The following is a 22,624-nucleotide window of genomic DNA, read 5'->3' on the forward strand; positions in this document are numbered from 1 at the left end:
AAATTTAGAAGGATGCATTCAGACCTACCGTGAATACACGCTGCTGCGGGTTGCCATTAAAGTCAATGCCAGCCTGCGAATTGGTGTCACCATTGGCGTTTACTTCCGGATCAAGTCCTTTGTAGCCCGAAATTGTGAAGGCATTTTGTATTTGGCCATAGACGCGCAAACGGCTTAGAGCAGCAACGCCTGCCAAGTTCTGAGGAAGGGTATAGCCAATGGTAGCATTCTGTAGACGCAAGAAGTCTCCATTCTCTACAAAGCGGCTCGACGAAGCATTGTTCAGGTTGATAAAGTCCGAGTTAGCAAACTCCAAACGGGGAACATTTGTCTGCTGGCCAGGTGTAGTCCAACGGTCCAGAATCTCGGTGCCATTATTCAAAAACTCCATGCGCAGCAACTGCTGACGCGTTACGTTCATAATCTTGTTGCCGCCAGAGAAGCGGAAGAATACTGACAGGTCAAGGCCTTTGTAAGTGAACGAGTTGTTCACACCACCGAACCAAGTAGGGTTGGAGTTGCCTAAAATAAAGCGGTCCTCATCGGCACGTAGAGTCGAACGAGTAGAGGTAGTTGTTACTTCTGGGCTGCTTGGGTCATACACGTAATACGTGTTATTGGCAATATTGCCCTGCACCAATGAACCATCGCGCTTGCGGTAGATAGGGTTACCGTTAGCTGCGTTTACGCCTTGGAAATCATAGCCATAAATGGAGCCGATTGACTCTCCTACGCGGGTAACATTGTAAGTGAAGAGAAGGTCAGCATTGTTGTCCGCCTGATTCAGCTCCAATACCTCGTTTTTGTTCGTAGAGAAGTTGATGTTAGTCGTCCAGTTGAAGTCTTCATTGGCAATGTTCTGCGTGTTAAGTGCAAATTCAAAGCCTTCGTTACGCATACGACCGATGTTAGCATTGTAGCCGCTATTAGGGATACCTAACGATAGAGGCGCACGAACGAACAGGATGAGGTCGTCAATGTTGTTTTGATAGTAGTCAGCAGTCAAAGTGAAACGGTCGTCCAAGAAGCCTAAATCAACACCGAAGTCTTTTTTCTTGGATGTCTCCCACTTCAGGTTCTCGTTACCAAACTGACCATTGATATTATAACCAATACCATTTTGCGAACCGTATTTGGCAGGACCGAACAAGCTAGCATATGGGTAGTTGCCAATGTCTACGTTACCTACTTCCGCGTAGCTAGCACGTAACTTCAAATCGGATAATATGCTGCTTATGCCTGAGCTTTTGAAGAAAGGCTCCTGCGAAACGCGCCAGCCAAGAGAGGCACCGGGGAAAGTACCACGGCGGTTAGCTTCTGGCAGCGATGAAATGGCGTCATTACGAACCGTTGCGCTCAATAGGTAACGATCTTTGAAGGCATAGTTGATGCGACCAAAGTAAGAGTCGAAACCATTTTCGCCGAAGCCACCACCAACAGTAGGAGTAGCCAAAGTGCCGCTGATGATGTTGTTAGAGCCAAAGTAGCGATCTGAAATACCGGTACCCTGAGCGAAGAAGGACTGAGCACGCGTTTTCTGGTATTCAACACCTGCTATTACACCAATCTTGTGAGCATCACCAAATTGCTTGTCGTAAGCAATTGTGTTCTGCCAGTTCCAACGGAACGTAGGAGCAAACTGCTGAAATACGACACCGCGTGAGCCCAGACCATCACCATGACGGGGATCCAGAAATTGAAAGTCGTCGTTCAGGAAAAAGTCCGTGCCGTATTGGGTACGCAAACGCAAGCCTTCTAATGGCTGTACTTCAGCGAACACATTACCCAGAATACGGTAGTTAGTAGCACCGAATACGTTATTCTCTAACGCGAATAATACGTTAGGATAGTTGAAGGAAATACCCTGCGTATTGTTGCCTTGACCAATTACAGCCGGAGCAGTGGGGAGGATATAAGGAGTACCATCTTCATTGCGGGCCGGTACGTTCGGGAATACCGACAGCGCATTGAGTACGTTGCCTGACAGGCTATTACGGCCCGTATTCAAACCTTCGTTTTCAGTACGGGTCAAACCTACGTTCATACCAAGATTTAGCCACTTCGTTACTTCCTGATTCAGGTTACCCCGGAAGGTAGCGCGCTTCAAGGAGTTGGCTTTGATAACGGCATTCTGATCAGTGTAACCTGCTGAGAAATAGTAATTTGTTTTCTCAGTAGCACCACCAACAGATATTACGTGGTTTTGCTGGAAGCCAGTGCGGAAAATCAGATCCTGCCAGTCAGTGCTTACATTTTGGCCATTACGCTCAAAAGGAAAGGCTTGTGGTTTTTCGCCAACTGCAGCGTACTTCTCGTTGCTGATTTCAATGAATTGGTCTGCATTCAGTACGTCGTAGCGCTTGGTAGTTTTTGCCCAACCAAACCAGTTATCATAGCTGATAGTGGCTTTGCCCAACTTTCCTTTCTTGGTTGTGATCAGGATAACGCCGTTAGCAGCCCGTGAGCCGTAGATAGCGGTAGCCGAACCGTCCTTCAGAACTTCGTAAGAATCGATGTCAGCAGGGTTGATGTCACCCAGTGGGTTGTTAGGAGTTACACCGCTTTGGTTACCAGTAATTACCGGAACACCATCTACTACAATCAGGGGAGAAGCCCCCGAAGAGATTGAGTTCGTACCGCGAATACGGATACGGGGTGCCTGACCTAGGATACCTGAGGGGGTAGTAACTTGTACACCTGCTGCCCGGCCAGCCAATTGTTGGTCAAAGCTAGGAGTAGCTAGGTTAGCAATTTCTTCACCTTTCACGGAAGAGATAGAGCCTGTTACGTCTCTGCGCTCTTGCGTACCATAACCAGTTACGACAACTTCGCTCAACTGCTTGGTGTCGCCGGCCAAAGCCACGTTTATTTGATCATTCGTACCAATTTCACGCTCTAACTGAATATAACCGATAGAACTAAATACGAGGATACCTCCCGTAGCAGGTACTGTCAAGGTGAAGGTACCATCAGAGTTTGTCGAAATGCCATTGTTGGTGCCTTTTAACAATACTGTGACACCTGGCAATCCTTCCCCTGATTGACGGTCTGTGACCCGTCCCGATACATTTCGGTCTTGAGCCGTGACTTGCTGTAGCAAGGTGAACATGAGCAATATGCTCATGAGTAAGATTCTTTTCATGCAAAAAAGGTTTGGGTAAGAAGAATTGTGAAACTTAACTTTTGCTCCGCTAAAAATAGCGATGAATTGTTTAAAACAACATTTATAATATTTTTTCGTAGCGGTCGAATAGTTGAGGTATTGTATTTAAATGATGAAAAAAATTACATTTCTCATAAGATATCATATTGAAAATTGGCAAAGTCATACAGATGAGCCTCAGACTCTGTCAGATTCGTTTTTCTTGATCCCCTTTTTCATAAGGAAGAAAAAGCATTATCAGATTCAGCATTTCGCTTCGGCTTTCCATTAAATCCTGTGATATAATGGTTTTGGGGGTGAAAAGGGATTATTGGGGTTATTAGCCGTATTGTCATAAGTGCCCTCCACTTGAATTACTGACCCTTTAGGAATTAACGTCAAATGGCGAAATTGATAAGATTCTTGCCAGCGGAAGTCCCATTCTGGAATACTGACCAATGGAATCTGCTTTCCTTCAGGAGTTGTTGCCCACGCTTTGAATCTTTTGCCAATCAGGTGCATATGCGGCCAGACGTAGAGCAGTGATAAATCGGTGCTTGTCTTTAGCTGAACCTGAAACTTTTTGACGCTGTCAGCTGGAATGACTAGCGGTGGATCAATGGTGCCCAAGCCGCCTGAACCAATGCTGGTGGCTTGGATCTCACGTGTAATAGGCGTCTTGGTAAAGTAGAGCTTGATTTGAGACCAGTCGGTGGTATCCACGCCAGAAGGCCCGTAGTGAGCAGTCAGGAGAATAACTCCACGCTTGGGCATTGTGAAGCCTATGCCGGCCGGGAACTCCTGCTTGCTTGCTCCAGGTATCCAACCACCATAATAGGCCACATGCTGCATAAGCGGTTGGAACTCCTGCAGATTAGTCAGGAATTGATCTGATAGTACATAGTCTTGACCGGTATTGATGTCGATTTCGGGCCCTACTGACTGCACGGCGTAATTAGCATGATGCATGAGAGAGCGGTTACCCGGTACAAATTCCACCGCTTGCACATTCTGATTGGCAGGTATCTCAAATGGAATCTTGAACATGACAAAGTTCTCCGCGCCATTTCCGCGAATAGTAAAAGCCTTTTTAGGACGTAAAATCAGGTCGGGCTTACGCTGGGGGCTTTTTCTGGGGTTGGCACAGAAGCCGTACGCGCTACTTCAGGTCCACGCTTGGCCCCCGACTCGGTCCAGCGGCGAATGAGCGCTATCTGTTGGTCGGTCAGCCGCCGCTCGTTGGCAAAGGAAACGTAATGCGGATCAGCCTTCCAGGGCGGCATATACCGGCTTTGCGTCACCGACTGAATCGTGCGCGCACGGCGTGCAACATCCTGAAAGGTAAGCAACGAAAAAGGCGCAGCACCGCCGGGTTTATGGCAGGAAGTACAATTACTCTGAATAATGGGAGCAATGTGCTCCGTATACGTTACTGCCTTCTGCCCCAGGACATCTGCAATGCTTAATAAATTGAGTAGGATAAGAAGTCCTATATAGCTAGCGCATGTCCGACGCTGAGCCGCACGACTAAGAAAGGGAAGATACATAATGGTGGGTGGGGGCAATTCTATCTACAGCAACAGCACAAGGGGAAATTTACGGACAAATATTTAGGCTTCTGACTTCCGGTAATTCAAATACTGTTGAGTCTGGGTTCGAATAGCACAAAAAAAGCCCCCCAGATAGCTGGGGGACTTTTTTCAAAGAAGAGGTAAGATTAAAACTTATCCCACCAAAGTTTAGTCGTCAAGTTGTCAGCGCCTTGGTTAGCAACTGCCGCTTGATAGTTTGCCAAGTTCACCGATTGCTCGTTGCCGGGATAGCGAAGACGAGTTGGGAGCTTAGTCAAAGCAGCCTCTGGGCCGGGCTTCAAGTCATTTGGGTAATCCAAACGACGATACTCCGACCATGCCTCCAAACCTTGTTGGAACAAAGCAATCCACTTCTGATTGCCAATGCTCTGCTTATAGTTAGCTGCATTATAAGCAACAGCGGGTTGAGCTAAATAAGTCGTGATTGCAGCAGGCTCAATTCCGAACTGCTCCATCGAGGCACGGATAGCAGCGTTGTAAGTAGCAGCAGCATCACCTGTAGCGAGTCCACGGTTACGAGCAATTGCTTCAGCCTTGAAGAATAATACTTCAGCGTAGGTCATCAGTACACCAGGTGCCTCACCACGAGTGAAGTAGCGACCAAGTCTGGATGTTTTGCTCAAGCCGAGGCCGTTAGCTGTTTCTGCGTCAATACCATTTGGTACACCTACATAATCACCACCAGCCTCAGGCTTTTCTGCATAGATGGCCAGGCGAGGATCCTTCAAAGCAGTGAGCTTCGTTACCAGCGTCTTGCTTACCCGGTGATCATCACGTGTTTTGCGATTTTCATTTATCGGGTTATTGTTCGGTGCTGCGCTGCGATAAACAAGTTGAGCATTGTCAGCATTGCTCTGGAAAAGAGTAGCAGGGCTAGCTAATACCTCTTTGATGATAGGCTCAGCTGTTGCTGGGTCAGCATCAATGATGCGCATAGCTAAGCGCAGACGCAGCGAGTTGGCAAACTTCAACCAATGCGTCATATCGCCATCAAAAAGGATATCGCCAGAGATATCACTTCCTGATGGATCAATCAGCGTAGTAGCTTGCTTCAATTCACCCAAAATGCCCTTATAGACATCCTGTTGCTTATCATATTTAGGCTGCAGAACCCCCTCTTTAGCACGCAAAGCGTCAGAGTAAGGAATGTCACCGTAAATATCTGTTAGCAGTGAGAAGGTGTACGCCCGCATGATCAGACCCACAGCCTGATAGTTTGGATTCTTCTGCTCTACACCCAGTTTTGTGATGAGGTTGAAGTCCTCTAGGCCTTGCGCATAGAAACCATTCCAGATATTCTGGTAGGTAGTAGTGCGGAAGAAATAAGCATCCTCATCCGGATACTGAATCTTCGCCATGTGCTGAACGATGATATCGCCACCATCCATGCTTGCCTCTACACCAAACTGACGGTCTATCGTCGACTCAAGTGCATTGGTCAAGATAAAAGACGGGGTAGGCACCTCCGCTACGTTGGGGTTTGTATTGAGTTCTTCGAAGTCTTTTTCGCAAGCACCCAATCCCAGCATAAGTGTAAAAGGGACTATCAGAGTTAGCTTCCGATACTTAGAAATGTTCATATAATATTTGATTTTAGAAGTGATAACTGATTGTTGTGACGGATTAGTCGCATACAACAACCAGTCATGTATGATTCCTTACAGCGTGAGGTTTACGTTGAAGCCAATGCTGCGCGTTGAAGGAATCTGACCGAACTCCAAACCTTGGGCGTTGCCGCTGCTGAAAGAAGTCTCTGGGTCGATGTTGGGCGCATTAGACTGAAGGATAGCCAGGTTACGACCAACTACAGATAGTCCAATCGTGCTGAAAGGGGTCTTGCTGATCAGGCCTTTTGGCAACTGGTATCCCACTTTAATCTCACGCAGCTTAACGAATGAAGCGTCATAAATGCTAGACTCAGCTACGCTGTTGCTGTAGTAACGCTTCGTGTAGCTTTCAGCAGCTCTAGTAACGTCATTAGGACGGTACGTGCCATCAGCATTTGCAATTACACCTTCTCCAATGATACCGTTTTCACGGCCGCGGAGTGAGTTTGCAAACGTACCAGCATAGTTACCCCAAGTGTTACTTACTGAGTATACATCACCACCCTGACGGGTATCGATCAATACGCCGAGGTTGATGCCTTTAAAGCTGAACGAATTGCTGATACCACCAGTCCAGTCTGGGTTTACATTGCCCAACACCTTACGGGTCGGATCAATGATAGGACGGCCAGTAGCATCGTTGATGATTTGACCTTTGTATGGGCCTTCCTGTACGCGCTGGAAGCCGTTACCGAACAATACACCATAAGGCTCACCTACGCGAGCTTCTACGTTTGCATTCCACTGTCCACCAAGTACCAAGGTTTTCAAGTCGCCATTCAACTCTTTCACCTCATTGCGGTTCAAGGCGAAGTTGGCTGTCACATTCCACTGGAATGGGTTCTCTGGGTTCAAAGGAGCGAAGTTCAAAATAGCTTCGATGCCTTTGTTCTGGATGACACCAGCATTTACGAGTGCCGTTGCAAAGCCCGTCGAAGAAGATACCAGCTGATTAAAGATCTGGTCAATTGAGTTGGTTTTATAACCAGTCAATTCCAAGCCAATACGATTCTCGAGGAAACGCAATTCGATACCAGCTTCTAACGACTCCGTACGCTCAGGCCGCAGATCGGGATTGAGCAGGTCATTGCTGGTTGTAATAGCTGGGTTGCTGCCGAACGGAGTATTGAAAGGATAGATGTTAACCAACTGGTATGGCTCCTGACCACCGTTACCCACCTCTGCATAGCTAGCACGCAGTTTAGCAAACGACAGGAACGAGTTTTCAATACCAAGCGCCTCAGTCACAATTAAGCTACCATCAATAGAAGGATAGAACAGGCTGTTGTTCGCGTCGGCAAGCGTCGAATACCAGTCATTACGACCTGTTACTCCAAGGAATGCAAAGTTCTTAAAGCCCAGTTTAGCCGAACCGTAGACGCTATTTACACGCAGTCTGTTGTTTACGCTAGAAGGCTGAGTGGCAATAGCAGAGTTAGACAGAGTATAAACACCTGGTACAGCCAATTCAGGAGCTAGGCCGCTGATCCGCTCTACTTTGTTATCGCGACGGTTAGCACCTAAAGCGAAGTCGATGTTGAAATTTTCATTCAAGTCTTTGTTAGCAGTAGCCAGAATCTCCGAGTTACGCTCGTTCACATAGTACTCATCTTCTGCGTAGCTGCCTCTCAAATTCTCGATATCACCTACAGCAATACGACGCTGACGCTTTTCAGTGTAAAGGTCATTGCCAGTACGTGCCGTAAGATTCAGCCAGTTAGTCAGCATGTAAGTTGCTGAAAGCTGGCCATTAATACGGTCACGCCGATCATCGTTGGTGTTCTCGTTGAGCGTGAAGTATGGGTTGTTATGGTAGTTGTAATTCCAGTTATACTTCTCACCATCACGCTCGTAGTCCTTAAGCTCCGAAATGTCTACCTGACGGCCGAACCAACTGAACTGCTGCATAACGTTCTGACCACTATAGCCTAGGCCGGGACGACGACCACGGTTCTGGGTGTAAGTGATGTCAGTAGATACTTTGAATTTCTTGGTGATGTCTGTGCCACCACTTACCGAAACGGTGTTCCGCTTCAGGAAGGTGTTTTCCAGGATGCCCGTCTGATCTAGGTTGGTATAGGAAAGGCGGAAATTAGCCTTTTCAGAAGAGCCAGATAAAGAAACGTTGTTGTTCAGAGTGCGGCCGGTGCGGAAGAAGTCACGCACGTTGTCGGGGTTAGCTACCCAGGGAGTAGGAATGCGGTTGCCAGCTGCATCTACTGGTGAGTTGAATTGTGGGATCAAACGGCCGTCGAGGCGCGGGCCCCAGCTTTCGTCCGAACCGTCATTCACGCCACCACCAGCACCATCCACGAATTCGAATTCACCGCCATTACCCTGACCGTATTCGTTCTGGAAATCAGGTAGTTTGAGAACAGAGTCAAAGGTAGTCGTGCTGTTTACGCTAACCCCTAATCCCTGTTGCTTACGACCAGATTTGGTCGTGATCAATACCACGCCATTAGAAGCACGCGAGCCATAAAGAGCAGCTGCGTTAGCACCTTTCAATACAGTAATCGACTCAATGTCATCAGGGTTAATATCTGAAGCGGCATTACCGTAGTCAACACCACCGCTACCGTTGGCAGGAGAGAAGTTGGAGTTGTCGATTGGTAGACCATTTACTACGAAGAGTGGCTGGTTGTTGCCCGTTATCGAACGGTTACCACGAATAACAATACGCGAAGAGCTACCAGGTGAGCCGCCATTACTGTTGTTAATAGAAACACCAGCTACACGGCCAGCCAGTGAGTTAACCACGTTCGACTCACGAGCCTGGGTTAGAACTTCACCTTGAACATCCTGTACGGAATAGCCCAGAGACCTTTTTTCCTCTGTACGACCCAAAGCTGTTACCACTACCTCGCCTAGCTGCTTGGTGTCGGTGCCTAAGCTAACATCGATAACTGACTCAGTACCAATAGCACGCTCCACGTTTACATAGCCGATAGAGGAGAAAGTTAAGGTAGTAGCTGAGGCAGGTACACTAATAGAGAAAGCACCTTCTGAGTTGGTAGAGCTACCTACAGAAGTACCCTTCACGAGTACCGTAACGCCTGGCAAGCCTTCGCCAGTGCTGCGGTCCGTAACCCGACCAGTAACGGTTCTATCCTGCGCGATAGCCTGCTGCAACAAGCTAGTCATCAACAGAATGACCATAAATAAGAGTTTTTTCATTGGGTTAATAATTTGGTGAGAGAAAGGAAAATTGAATTAGTGAGTGAATAACTATAGCAAGTATAGGTTAAAATGATAACTCAACAAAGGTTGAAAATTAAGTATGGTGTTAACAGGACCACTTTTTAGATTAAAAACATGCAATGACATGCAGAGTATATCCATTTATTAATATTGAATATTTTGAATAATAAGCTGTGGGTTTATATAACTTTAGCGTGTTGGCATATTGGTCATTAGATCGCTTATCAATAGTCTATATAAGGGAAGTAGAATTCTTAAGAACTTTTGCTTAGCTTGTCGGGGAAAACCATACTTTTCACTAATTTATTTCCATTCCTTCCACCAAACTGCTTTTTTAAGAAACCAAACAATCTTAACTCACATGAAAAAAAATCTATTCATCATCTTCTTGATGGTCACTGCACTGTTGCAGCAGGTGGTGGCCCAGGATAGAAGTATTTCCGGAAGGGTAACCGACGCGTCAAGCGGTCAGGGCCTACCGGGGGTAACCGTTCTCGTGAAGGGCACAACAGTAGGTGTCTCAACTGATACAGATGGAAGTTTTAGCTTGAATGCGCCTGCTTCAGCCACCACGCTGACCTTCTCTTCCATTGGTTATCTGACCATTGAGCGAACTATTGGAAATGCCAGCACAATCAATGTGCAGCTGGCAACTGATACCCGCCAATTGGAAGAGGTAGTCGTTACTGGTCTGGCCACTTCTATCAAGCGCTCAAACCTAGCTAATGCCGTGACGACTATTTCGGCCAAGGAACTGGTAGGCAGCACACGGCCTGTAACAGTAGATGCTGCCCTAAACGGTAAAGTAGTGGGGGCTAATATTTCTCAGACGTCAGGCGCGCCAGGTGGCGGTGTAGCTATTCAGTTGCGTGGTATCTCCTCGCTTACTGGCGGTACCCAGCCACTCTATATTATAGATGGTGTGTATGCCGTAAATGCCGAAGTGGGCAATGGAGCTGGAGCAGCCGCTTTTTCAGCTGCTGCTTCTACCACTGCTGGCCGTAGTACACAGGATAACCCCGTAAACCGCCTTGCCGACCTAAACCCCAATGACATTGAGAGCATCGAGGTACTAAAGGGTTCCAGCGCGGCCGCTATCTATGGTACCCGCGCAAATGCTGGGGTAATCATCATCAAGACAAAGCGCGGTGTGGCTGGTCAAACCCGTGTTAGCTTCAACCAAGATTTAGGATTTGCTAAGGCATGGAATTTATTGGGTAAGGAAGACTGGACCAACGAGAAGATTGACCTTAAATACACTGGAGCCCGCGCTACCCTTGAAAAGCAACGTCTGGCAGACGCTCAAGCAAGTGGACAGGTATACGATTACGAGAAGCAGATTTTCGGTAATACTGCTTTTTTGCGTAATACTTCACTAAGCGTCTCAGGTGGTTCGGAGAAAACGAAATTCTATGTAGCTGGTACCAGCACTGACGAAGGTGGTATCGTTAACCGTACGGGTTTTAAGCGTAATTCTGTTCGCGCCAACCTTGACCAGAAAATTGGAGAGCGGATCGACATTGGCATCACATCCAGTTTCATTCGTTCGCAAAACCGCCGCGGATTCACGGGCAATGATAACCGTGGTGTAAGCCTAGGCTATACTTTGGGCTATCTGCCAAGCTATGCTCAGCTACAGCCTAATGAGGCAGGTATATTCCCAGACAATCCATATGGCGGTGATAATCCATTAGCTATCGTAGAGCGGGCGGTAAACGAGGAAAATACCAATCGCACGGTTCAAGCCGTTAACGGTACGCTTCGCATACTGGAGAATGAGTCATCATCACTTCGTCTAGCTGTGCAGGGTGGTATCGACTATTCAAATAGTGATGCGATTCTGGCATTGCCGGCTGATTTACAATCTCAGCGCAACCTGCCCAACCCAGGTGCAGTGCGTGTGCTAAAAAATCAGTTCTTTAACTATAACCTCCAAGGGTTCTTGGTATATGACTGGCGCTTGGGCGAAACCATCAACCTCACCTCGCAGGTTGGAACGGTACGCTTAGGTTTGGATCGTAACTTGAGCTTCAGCCAAGGACAAAATTTGGCTCCTGGCGAACCACTGACTCCAAACCGTAGCTCACTGGTAACCCAAGAAGTGGAGCTTGGCTCAGAGCGTGACATTGGCCACGTAGCGCAGCAGGAGGTAAACTTCAATGATCAGATCATCGCTACCGCCGGTGTGCGCTTCGACAAATCGAGCCGCAACGGTGACCCTAACAAGTACTATGCTTTCCCGAAGGCCTCTTTGGCAGTTAACATAGCTAAGTTTGGATTCTTTGATCTGCCATCGGTAAACCTGGTGAAACTCCGGGCAGCTTACGGTGAAACTGGGGCTCCTGGCTTCTTCGGTTCTACTTTCTCACCCTTGGTTAACACAAGTACTGGTGGCCGCGTAGGCTTTTTGCCTTCAACGCTGGTAGGAAACCCGGACATTGGGCCAGAGCGCGCCACAGAGTTTGAAACCGGCGTAGACCTTGCCTTTCTTGAGAGCCGCATCACTCTTGAGGCAACTTATTATAATAAGGTAGCCAAAGACCTTGTCAACTCGTTTGTATTGGCCCCTAGCACCGGTGTGACATCTATTCGGGCTTTTCCAGTAGGTGACCTGCAAAACCGAGGTCTAGAATTGTCACTGGGTATTACTCCTATACGCAGCGAAAACTTCAACTGGGTGTCAACTACCCAGTATTGGTTTAACCGCACAGAGGTAACCCGCATCGTGGTACCAGCCTTCAATACTGGTTTAGGCTTTGGTAGCGGTTTTGGCCGCAACGTATTCACATTAGGTGAGTCGCCTTCACGTTGGTACGGTACACCCACGAGTGCCGTTGACAACCCCAACAATCCTAGCTTCCTGACTCGTTATGAAGAGGCACAGCCTAGATTCCAGATGTCCTTTCTAAACAACTTTACCTTGTTTAAGAATGTGGAAGTATCATTTCTGCTCCACTGGCGCAAGGATTCCTATACAAGTAATTTGAGCCGTTTGCTGCAAGATGAAGGCGGCACGACAAAGGACTGGAGCCAGGATGATGATAATAATGGGGTAGTAAATGGTTTGCAGCGGCAAACCTTACCCGCTCGTGAGTATATTCAAAATAGCGGCTACGTACGGCTGCGCGAGGCTAGTATCTACTATTCAGTACCAGCTAGCATTCGCACTGCCATATTTAAAGACTTTGTGCGTAACATCCGGATAGGAGCATCAGGAAACAATTTGCTCACCTGGACTGATTATGTGGGCTATGATCCTGAGGTTTCCAACTTTGGCGCTACCTCTAATGGTGCTCAAGTAGATGTGAGCAGCTTCCCCAATACTCGGCGTGTGTTCTTTCACCTGAGCCTTGATTTTTAATTTTTACTTGCTTCAACCTACCCATGAATAATATATTAAAATTTCAAGCTCGGCCCTTATTGATGGCAGGTGCTCTGGCTACTTTACTTAGTGCGAGCAGTTGCAGCTTTTTTGAAATTGATGAGGTAAATGACCCTAACAATGCAAGCATTGAGAGTGTAGTTGCCAATGCCAGCCAAGCTCAGCTTAATGCGCTGGCCGTTGGGGTAGAAGCTTCACTCCGTCTGGGACACGCGAACAATAGCTCGTATAACCAAATAGTAGGTACGCTGGGCCGGGAGGTAGTCGTACTAAACCAAACCGAAAGCCGTTGGTATTTGGAACTGCAAGGTCGCCGGGGAGCTACTGGAAACGTTAGTGTGGATGTGCTTGATGATGCTGCTTTCTACAATGGTCAGTATACTGATTTTGCACGCGTAGGCCGTGCGGCCCGGATTTTCCGCGCTTCCGCTGAGGCAAGTAATGTCATTAATGTTGAGCAGAAGAGTGGTATTGCTGGTTTTACCCGTACTTATGAGGCATTAAGCAAACTGCATCTACTCAACCTGCAAGGGGAGAATGGTATCAGGGTTGATTTGGACGATATTCGGCGCCCTGGCAAATTTGTTACCCAAGCCGAAGCTCTAACTAACATCCGTCAACAGCTCGATCAGGCTGACCAAGATCTGGCTGCAGCTGGCGCTTCCTTTGCATTCCAGCTGTCAAGTGGTTATACTGGTTTCAATACGCCCGCTACCTTCCGGCGTTTCAATCGAGCACTGGCTGCTCGGGTGGCATTGTACCAAGCTGACTATGCTGGGGCCCTCACGGCTTTAAATGCTTCATTTTATGATCGGGCTGGTAGTCTTACGTTGGGCCCAAAAATTACATTTAGCCCAACTACTGCCAGCGACGTGGGTAACCCGTATTTTCAGGTGGCAAATGGTGAGCCCAATAACTTAGTAGCAGTACCTAGCAACTTTGTAACAGAGGCTGAAGCGGGCGACTTGCGCTTAGCAAAGGTTGCCCTGCGTACTACGCCCCGCACCTTGGGTGGTATAACCGGAGCCTATGAGGCTCGTGTATTTACTTCGCAAAATGCTTCCCTCGACATTATTCGCAACGAAGAGCTTATCCTAATAGCAGCTGAGGCGCGGGCTAATACAGGTGATCTGACTGGGGCTCTGGCTGACATTAATGCTATTCGGACTCGGGCTGGAGGCTTACCTGCTCTCACGGCTGGTTCGCTTACGGGGCTACCTCAGTACATTAATGAGATCTTGAAACAACGTCGGTATTCCTTGTTCTATGAAGGCCACCGCTGGATTGACCTGCGTCGTCTGAATCGGTTGAATCCGAACCCAGCGCCGGGTCAGACGCTGGCTTTAACAGAAGCTCCCTTCCGTTTGTTTAACCGCTTGGAGCGGCCTGCAGCCGAGAAGCAGTGGGATATTGCTAATCCATAACTTAATTAAGCATTCCTAAAAAAGCCCCCAGCAATTCGTTGGGGGGCTTTTTTGTGAGCAAAACTAAATTCTAACTCTGCATCAGGAAGCCCTTGATGTACTCGTCGAGGTCCCCATCCAATACGTTTTGCACATCTGTGCGCTCAATGCCGGTGCGTAGGTCTTTGATGAGCTTATAGGGGTGCAGCACGTAGTTGCGAATTTGAGAGCCAAAATCGATACGTTTCTTACCTGCTTCTACTTTATCACGCTCAGCATTACGCTTATCGATTTCAATCTGATAAAGCCGCGACTTCAACATGCGTAGAGCATGCTCCTTGTTCATGAGCTGGCTGCGCTCAATCTGGCATTCGATGATGATGCCGGACGGAGCGTGCTTTAAACGAACCGCCGTCTCCACTTTGTTTACATTTTGCCCCCAGCGCCGCCAGCCCGGTAAGTATCCCAGGTAATATCGGCCGGATTGATCTGAATGTTGATGGTATCATCTACCACAGGGTAGGCGAATACCGAAGCGAATGAAGTATGACGTCGACCGCTCGAATCGAAAGGGGAGATGCGCACCAAACGGTGTACCCCAATCTCGCTCTTGAGGTAGCCATAGGCAAAGTCGCCACTGATTTCTAGCGAAGCCGACTTGATGCCGCCGCCTTCGCCGGGCTGGTAGCTGACCTGCCGGACCTCAAACTTGTGCTTTTCGCCCCACATGATGTACATGCGCATGAGCATCTCAGCCCAGTCCTGACTTTCGGTGCCTCCGGCGCCGGGATTGATGTCGATGATGGCGGAAAGCTGGTCTTCCTCGTCGGAAAGCATGCGCTTAAACTCGAGCTCTTCCACGGCTTTCTGGGCCTTGTCGAACTCGCGCTGCATTTCCTGCTCGGTGGCTTCGCCCTCGCGGTAAAAATCGAACAGAACTTCGGTGTCGGCTACGGAGTTGGCTACGGCTTCGTAGTCATCGGTCCAGACCTTAATCGACTTGATGTCTTTCAGAATGGTCTCGGCCTTTTTAGAGTCATCCCAAAAGTCGGGAGCGGTAGTTTGCTCTTCGGCGGCTTCTATCTGGGCTTTGCGGTTATCGTAGTCAAAGATACCTCCTCAGGGCCTCAGCGCGGCCCTTCAATTCCTTAACCTGATCTTGGGTCATGTGGGAACAGAAAAATGGATACTAATTAGGAAAGCGGCAAAGGTCCGCAAAATAAAGCGGTCAGCCTTGTAGTAGGCTGACCGCTTCACGAATAAGCAGTAATTAGCTGACCAGCGCGTTATACGCTCACCATCCAGCCGTGCGTATCGGGGGCTACGCCATTACGAATGGCATCCAGGGCTTTGGAAACCCGCTTTGAAACGGACTCAGGGCCGCTGGGGGCAAATCGTAGTCGTGGTCGCGGTAGCCGATAGTAGCAATCGGGGCGATAGTTGCGGCAGTGCCTACGCCAAATGCTTCCTGCAACGTGCCTTCGGCCTGGGCTTTCAGAATCTCATCAATAGAAATCTTACGCTCCTCTACTGGCAAGCCCCAATCGCGGGCTATTTGCAACACGCTTTTGCGCGTAATGCCATCCAGAATAGAAGTGCTGAGAGCGGGCGTGATAATGCAGCCATCGATGACGAACATCACGTTCATGGTGCCCGATTCCTCTACGTAGCGATGCTCCGAGGCATCGGTCCACAGCAATTGCTGGTAGCCTTCTTGGTTGGCCTTTTTGGTGGGCAGCATAGCCGCTCCGTAGTTACCGGCCGCTTTTGCATAGCCCGCACCGCCTTCAGCCGAGCGAACAAACTTCTCTTCGAACCGAACCCGCAGTGGCTTATTATAATACAAGCCTACGGGGCAAGTAAAAATCATAAAGCGGTAGGAGTTGGAAGGACGAACCCCCACGAAACCATCGGTGGCAAACATAAAGGGACGGATGTACAGCGCACTGCCCGGTCCGTCAGGAATCCAAGCGGAATCGAGGCGAACAAGCTGGGTAAGGCCCTGCATGAATAGCTCCTCAGGAAGCGTGGGCATGCACATTCGTTCGGCTGAGGCATTGAGGCGGTGAAAGTTGTCGAGGGGGCGAAACAGCGCTACTTCGCCATCGGCGTTTTTGTATGCCTTCATGCCCTCGAATATAGCCTGACCATAGTGCAGAGCTGAGTTGGCAGGGCTGACCGCCATATCACCGTAAGGAACAATCTGAGGCTCCTGCCACTCGCCATCGTGGTAATCTGCCGCAAACATATGGTCGGAGAAAATCTTGCCGAACTCGAGCGTGCTAGCATCGAGGTTCGACAGGCGAGAGGCTGTGGTACGCTGTGTCCGAATGGTCAAGGTATCAAGCATAGGGTGAGTAATAAAAGGGTGGGTGGGTAAGGTATCAAACGGCGGACTGGGGTGGGCAGTTGTCGCCGCTTGGAGTACAAAGGTAAGCTACTGAAAGCTGGCGCTGGCGGAAGGGCTGCTTTGGGGTAGGAGTGGGCCTTTTAGAATCAATATAATAAAAATGCCCCCCAGATAAGTTCACGGCGTTACAGCCGTGCCTTCCAGGTTACTTCTTCAGCGCCAAGGTCTTGCGCCATCTGCCGGCTTAGCACAAACAGATAGTCGGAAAGCCGGTTCAGGTAGATAACAACCAGCTCGGCCACGAAAGATTCTTCGCTCAGATGAATAGCCAGCCGCTCGGCGCGGCGGCATACGCAGCGCGCTATATGAGCATACGACACCGCCACGTGGCCGCCCGGCAGGATAAAGGCGCGCAGCTCGGGGAGCTGCTCGTTCATTCGGTCCATCTCGCTTTCCAGCAAGAGCACATCTTCCGCGTGCAAATCCGGAATCTTCATTTTCGACTTCTCCGGGTCGGAGGCCAAAGAGGCGCCGATGGTAAAAAGACGGTCCTGAATTTCCTTGAGCAAGTCGCGGCGGGGGGCATTTATTTCCTGGTCACGGACCAAACCGATGTAGGAATTGAGCTCATCTACGGTGCCGTAGCTTTCAATGCGCAGACTAGCTTTTGAGACGCGGGTGCCGCCAATAAGGGAGGTAAGTCCTTTATCGCCGGTTTTAGTATAAATCTTCATGGGAAATTAAATGGCTGAACTGTTAAACGGTTAAATGGCTAATTGTTCTGGCAGCTGCTTGAACGACCAGCCTATTTAACCATTCAGCCATCTAGCCATTCACCAGGTGATGCGTGGCAATGTCGGTATTGACCATATCCGACTCTACCAGTCCGTCGCGCAGACGCACGATGCGGTGAGCGTAGCGGGCGATGTCCTCTTCGTGCGTCACCATGATAATGGTGTGTCCTTTGGCATAAAGCGCCTCAAACAGATCCATGATTTCATGGCTCGTTTTAGTGTCGAGGTTACCTGTAGGTTCGTCGGCCAGCAGAATGCTGGGGTCGTTGACCAAAGCCCGCGCAATAGCTACCCGCTGGCGCTGACCACCGGATAGCTCGTTGGGCCGGTGCTTGGCGCGAGTGTCGAGGCCGACGCTTCGCAACGATTCCATGGCTTTGGCTTCGCGGTCGCGCTTGTTGTAGCCGGCGTAGATAAGCGGCAGAGCCACATTATCCAGGGAGCTGGCGCGGGGCAGCAAGTTAAAAGTCTGGAAGACGAAGCCAATTTCCTTGTTGCGAACCTCCGCCAGCTGGTTGTCCGACATTCGGCTTACATCCTGTCCGTTAAGAATATAGGTGCCATCCGTAGGCGTGTCCAGGCAGCCCACAATGTTCATCAGCGTGGATTTGCCGGAGCCCGACGGGCCCATAAAAGCTACGTACTCGCCGCGCTGAATACTGATCGTGACAGACCGTAGCGCGTGAATGCGCTCGGCGCCCATCTGATAGATTTTGGAGATGCCAGTGGTTTCAATGACAGGAGGTTGCATGAGCAGCGAGCCAGGTTAGTTCCAGGGAGCAAGCTCAGCGGCCTGGGCGGCGCGCTGAGCTTCGTATTTACTACGAAAGGTAGCATATTCCGCCGGGGCGAGCAATGTGCGCAATTTCTCAAGCGGCGCCTCCGTATAAGCCACCAAGCCGGCGGGCACAGCCGCTAATACATAAGCCTTTAGCAGTGGCGTCGATTCAGGATTATAATCTAATCCTTTAAGCAGAACATCGTACGCCGTTGCATAATCGCGCTGACGGGTGTGGAAATTGGCGGCGGCCAGAATGCCATCTGTTACGAAAGGCGCTTCCCTCACAAGCTTCGCATAACGACGCGCAGCATCGGCGGGTTTATCGGCAAGGGTGGCCTGATAATAAAGACGGTACGGCTGATGCTGGGGGGCAAAATAAGCCGTGCTAACTAGCTGGCGCAGTTTATCGGGCTGCTTTGCTTGCACGTAAAGCTTGCCTCGCAGCAGATTCCAATCAGAGGCCGTGACATTTTTAGTAGTTGGTGAAGGTGCGTGTCGCTGCAAAGCGGCGCGCACTGACTCCGCATCACCAGCAGCTAAAACGCGCGGTAGTTGAGCCCGCAACGCTACCTGCCGTGCTGCGGGCGTCGCAATCGTCTCGGCTGCTGTCAGTAGGGCCGTAGGGTTGGCTGCCGTAGCCCCTCTGACTACGATATACTGGGCTTTTATGGAGTCGGGAGCCGATGGGTACTGGGTGGCGAAATCCAGCGCGAGAATGCTTCGTAGCCGCTGGCCCTGCCGAGCTAACGCAGGGTTTGGGTCGCGGGCAGCTACGGCAGCTTGCGCTTCAGCCGAATCAAGCTGTCCCGCTAATGCAAATGCGTAAGCGCGTGGCAGGGCGGCTTCCGTAAAGCCATTGCGGGCAGCTTCCGCGAAGTAGGCGGCTGCCGTGGCATAAAGCCCTTGGTCCAGCAGCCACATGGCCCGCACTTGCTGGTAGTACGCCGCGCTGGGCGAGTTGCCAATAACCAGTGGCAGCAGCGTTGCCTGCGCCGTTACAGGTCGGCCTCCGGAGTATTGCGTTAAAGCGCGCAAAAACGTGAGCTGCTCAGAGTAAGCACTGTTGCTGGGGCGATTGCCTGCCTGCGTGAGAGCCGGAAGCAGCGTCGTATCACGGGCGGCAAGTCGGCGAAGGCCAGCGTGGTAAAGACGGCCAAACTCGGCGGCACTCAGATCCTTGGTAGTATCAGCAAGTATTGGGTTTTCGGTAGCTTTTGTGTCGCCGGTAAGCTGGGCTAAAAGCAGGGCGTTGCTTTGCAAAGCCACATCCTGAGTCTGGGGGGCATTTTCTCGCAAAAATTCCTGTGCCGCCCTCCACTCCTGATTCTGCACCAAAAAAGCCAGCTGATTTGCCTGTACAACGGTATTATTGGGGGACAGCGTGGCGGCTCGTTGCTGATAATACAGGACGGAGTCGGTGAGGGCGGAGCGGGAGTAGAGCTGTGCCAGGTCGTTAGCCAGCTGCGCACTCTGGGGGGCATTTCTGATGCCTTCCTGCAAGGTTTTCTGGCGGTCGAAAAAGTCGGAAGGCTCATTAAACAAAGCCGCCAACCGCAGGGATATTTTCTCAGAAGGGGCGCGACTCAAGGCCCGGCGCAGGGCGTTAATTTCATTCTGCCGCTGGCTGCGAAACCGATACAGCGCCGCCCGGCCCATGCTGGCGCGGTGGTTAAACCGGTCGTACACGTCGCTCTCGGCATAGTATCGCTCCGATAAAAGCGCCAAGCCATCGTTGGTAGGATCTGCTTCGCTTTGCAGGCGGCTTAAGTCGCCGAGGTTGTTGTAGAAACCCGCCCGGACCTGGTCGAGCACAAAGAAGTTGTTGCGCATAGACACAATGCCCAAAGCTCCAATCCCGATGATATAAACGGTGTAAAATGGCAGCCGACGCGGCTCATACACCACGCGGTAAACACGCAGCCGCTGCCGGATAAGAGGGGCAAAATTGAGCAGCACGTATAGCAAAAAAGCCCCCCGCAGGTCAGCAAAGCCAAAGCCGTAAAATCGCGGCCGGCGGTAATAAGCGGATCATTGGCCGTAGCCAGTGCATAGCCTAGGCTGCCGGCTGCCAGCGCCACCAGTATCAGATAAATATGCGCCGCGCCCGGCCAGTAGCCAACCCAAGTGCCGTAAGTAGCCGCCCGCCGCCGCAGCCCTAGCCAACCCACCAGTACCGCCGGCACCAGCAGCAAGTAGGGCTCTAAGCGGACGTTGGGCAGAATCAGAACTTCGCCGTCGTTCAGATAATACAGCAGCAACGTGCCCAGGTAAAGCACGCTAGCCAGCACAAAGGGCAGCAAACCAAACCGACTGCCCGGATTTTCCGCCTGCGTATTCAGCCACAATAGCCCGTGGATGTTCTCGAAGGCTACCCACAGTACCAGCAGGACAAAAACTACTGCCCCGCTTACGGTAGCGTAGCTGGTCAGATGCAGAGCCGTGAAAGCAGGTGAGAAGTTGCTTTGTAGCAGCAGAATGGCGCTCAACGCACCCACCAATACCGCAAATGTGAGCAGCCGCTGCCCGAGCGTTGCGGCGGGCCAGAAGGCGTGAAAAGCAAAAGCCGGAAGTCCCAGCAGCGCCAGGGCCAGCACCAGAAAATACTGCTGTAACGAGTCAAATACACCGAGCAAGTCGGCATTGAGCGACATGAGCAGGAAGATAACCAGCGCCATCCCCACCACAAAAGCCGGACGGGCCAGGGTGCTTACTACCGCTAGAAAATACACCAGACAAACCGCCAGCAGCCCCAGCCAGGCTATGGCCGCCTCAGGCTGCACGTAGGGGCCAGCTACGTCATACGTTTGCGTAACGAGGTAGCCGTTGAGCCGCAGAGCCAACTCGTCGAAGCCAACTTTGAGTGGCGTGAGCGAGGTTGGGACGGGCGTGAGCTGAGGCACCGCAACTACGGGCAGAGTCCGCTCGGAGCCGGTGAAGTAATGAAACAACGCCAGCCCAACAGCTAGCAATGCCACTAAACCTAGAATAAGCAGGGTAACACGCCGGCGCGGAGCGGGCGGCAATGCAAGGGGAGTAGGCACCAACGGTTATTCCAGCACTTTTGGAACGCGGAAGTAGTCCGAATCTTTGCGCGGCGCGTTGCGCAAGCCATCCTGATGATTGATGGTGTTCTGGGCTTCGTCGGGGCGCAATACGTTGATTTCCTGCGATAAATGCACTAAAGGTTCTACGTCGGTGGTGTCGAGCTCGCGCAGCTCAGCTACCCAATCCAGAATTTTGTTCAGGTCGCCGAGCATTTCCTGCTCCTTGGTGGCGTCGAACTCGAGGCGGGCCAGATGGGCAAGTTGGCGTAGGGTGGCAAGGTCAGTACTCACTATAGTAAGAAAATTAAAAGGGATACTTAAGAATTGGGAAGGCTAAGCTCGGCGTTGCCGTTGGTTAGCGTCTGAGGGGTATTTGGTGCGGAGCCAGAAAGCTGCTGGGGGGCTTTTTTGCTGTCTTCCGTTTTGCTGGAGCGCCAAAATGGTCGGGGAGAGGGCTCTGGTAGGCCAGCCGCATCGGGGCGAAACTCGCTGGCAATAATAGCGAATGCGCGCTGCTTGAGGGCTTCCACATCATCCAGCGTCATGTTATGCGTCGGAATCGGGTCGTGGAGGACGATGCGCAGGGGCGAATAGCGCACCCGCAACTCTCCATCCAGATCAGGCAAAAAACGATGGTTGAGCGGCATCGAGACGGGCACGATAGGCACGCCGGCGCTAATAGCGAGCTGAAAAGCTCCGTCTTTAAAGGGCATCATTTCCTCGCCGGGCTTTTTGGAAATAGTGCCCTCCGGAAAAATAACCACCGAGCGGCCCTGCGCCAGCCCGTTGCGGGCGTGCACAATGGCTCTGCCCCGACTCAACGCACTTTCCCGGTTTACCGTGATGTACACGCGCCCAAATAATGGCCCCCAGAACGGCACTTTAGCCAAAGAGCTTTTACCCACGATATTCAAGAAGCCCGGAATGGCTTTGAATAGCATCGGAATGTCGATGTAAGAGCTGTGGTTGGCCACGTACACGCAAGGTTGGCTGGGGGCAATTGGTTTTTGCGCACCACCTCCACGGGCATTCCCCACATCCGAATCGAAATAATCGACCAGCTCCGATTGAACGTGTGCAGGTGGCGATACCACATTGGCCGCCGCCCCAGCACCCACTGCGCCGGATACGTGACCACGAAGGGCATCACAAACCAAAACGTACTCCAGGTGGTGTAAAGCCGATGTCCGAGAAAACGCAGCAAGTCACGCATAGCGCAAATTTAGAAGATAGGAGTTAGAAGCACGGAGATAAGCCTCTTTTTAGAAGAATAGGGACGAGCTTACTCGGTTTTGCTCACGCGAATTATTAAACGAATGAAGGGAATG

The 22,624-nt window shown here is 50.6% G+C and carries 13 protein-coding genes and 1 pseudogene; 2 read left to right on the top strand and 12 right to left on the bottom strand.

Features of this window, described 5'->3' with window-relative positions:
• Positions 1-4: 4 nt before the first annotated feature.
• The 5 genes from H9L05_RS11875 to H9L05_RS11895 all read right to left on the bottom strand — a co-directional run bounded on the left by H9L05_RS11875 (position 5) and on the right by H9L05_RS11895 (position 9,518).
• Positions 5-3,142, bottom strand: coding sequence for a SusC/RagA family TonB-linked outer membrane protein (locus H9L05_RS11875; RefSeq protein ID WP_223284385.1), 3,138 nt, complete (start codon positions 3,140-3,142; stop codon positions 5-7).
• Positions 3,143-3,430: 288 nt separating this feature from the next.
• Positions 3,431-4,189, bottom strand: a complete 759-nt coding sequence (locus H9L05_RS11880) for a hypothetical protein (protein WP_187731179.1) — start codon at positions 4,187-4,189, stop codon at positions 3,431-3,433.
• A gap of 56 nt (positions 4,190-4,245) precedes the next feature.
• Positions 4,246-4,491, bottom strand: a complete 246-nt coding sequence (locus H9L05_RS11885) for a hypothetical protein (protein ID WP_187731180.1) — start codon at positions 4,489-4,491, stop codon at positions 4,246-4,248.
• A 368-nt stretch (positions 4,492-4,859) separates the two neighbouring features.
• A complete protein-coding gene (locus H9L05_RS11890) occupies positions 4,860-6,314 on the bottom strand; it encodes a SusD/RagB family nutrient-binding outer membrane lipoprotein (RefSeq protein WP_187731181.1) in 1,455 nt (484 codons plus the stop codon).
• Between the two features lie 78 nt (positions 6,315-6,392).
• Entirely contained in the window at positions 6,393-9,518 is a 3,126-nt protein-coding gene (locus tag H9L05_RS11895; protein WP_187731182.1) for a SusC/RagA family TonB-linked outer membrane protein, read from the bottom strand.
• Between the two features lie 385 nt (positions 9,519-9,903).
• On the opposite strand from H9L05_RS11895, the gene H9L05_RS11900 reads away from it, so the two are divergent.
• Positions 9,904-12,903: a SusC/RagA family TonB-linked outer membrane protein gene (locus H9L05_RS11900; RefSeq protein ID WP_187731183.1), complete on the top strand. Its 3,000-nt coding sequence runs from the start codon at positions 9,904-9,906 to the stop codon at positions 12,901-12,903.
• A gap of 23 nt (positions 12,904-12,926) precedes the next feature.
• The gene (locus H9L05_RS11905; RefSeq protein WP_187731184.1) at positions 12,927-14,348 is read left to right on the top strand and encodes a RagB/SusD family nutrient uptake outer membrane protein; all 1,422 of its coding nucleotides are present in this window, start codon (positions 12,927-12,929) and stop codon (positions 14,346-14,348) included.
• Positions 14,349-14,418: 70 nt separating this feature from the next.
• Here H9L05_RS11905 and prfB read toward each other — a convergent pair.
• The 7 genes and pseudogenes from prfB to H9L05_RS11940 form a co-directional block, all read right to left on the bottom strand.
• Positions 14,419-15,495: pseudogene (prfB, locus tag H9L05_RS11910) on the bottom strand (peptide chain release factor 2).
• A 153-nt stretch (positions 15,496-15,648) separates the two neighbouring features.
• A complete protein-coding gene (locus H9L05_RS11915) occupies positions 15,649-16,677 on the bottom strand; it encodes a branched-chain amino acid aminotransferase (protein ID WP_223284386.1) in 1,029 nt (342 codons plus the stop codon).
• Between the two features lie 185 nt (positions 16,678-16,862).
• Positions 16,863-17,411 carry a cob(I)yrinic acid a,c-diamide adenosyltransferase gene (locus H9L05_RS11920; RefSeq protein ID WP_187731185.1) on the bottom strand — a complete coding sequence of 183 codons (549 nt, stop codon included), beginning with the start codon at positions 17,409-17,411 and terminating at the stop codon, positions 16,863-16,865.
• A 91-nt stretch (positions 17,412-17,502) separates the two neighbouring features.
• On the bottom strand, positions 17,503-18,222 hold the full coding sequence (locus H9L05_RS11925) for an ABC transporter ATP-binding protein (protein WP_187731186.1): 720 nt from the start codon (positions 18,220-18,222) through the stop codon (positions 17,503-17,505).
• A gap of 15 nt (positions 18,223-18,237) precedes the next feature.
• A complete protein-coding gene (locus H9L05_RS11930; protein ID WP_187731187.1) occupies positions 18,238-20,208 on the bottom strand; it encodes a hypothetical protein in 1,971 nt (656 codons plus the stop codon).
• 1,091 nt (positions 20,209-21,299) lie between these two features.
• Positions 21,300-21,587 (bottom strand): Asp-tRNA(Asn)/Glu-tRNA(Gln) amidotransferase subunit GatC, encoded by a 288-nt coding sequence (gene gatC / locus H9L05_RS11935; protein ID WP_084446469.1) that lies wholly within the window; start codon positions 21,585-21,587, stop codon positions 21,300-21,302.
• A 26-nt stretch (positions 21,588-21,613) separates the two neighbouring features.
• Positions 21,614-22,453, bottom strand: a complete 840-nt coding sequence (locus H9L05_RS11940; RefSeq protein ID WP_187731188.1) for a lysophospholipid acyltransferase family protein — start codon at positions 22,451-22,453, stop codon at positions 21,614-21,616.
• Between the last annotated feature and the right edge of the window lie 171 nt (positions 22,454-22,624).

The sequence above is a fragment of the Hymenobacter qilianensis genome (genome assembly GCF_014489555.1).
Classification (GTDB): domain Bacteria; phylum Bacteroidota; class Bacteroidia; order Cytophagales; family Hymenobacteraceae; genus Hymenobacter; species Hymenobacter qilianensis.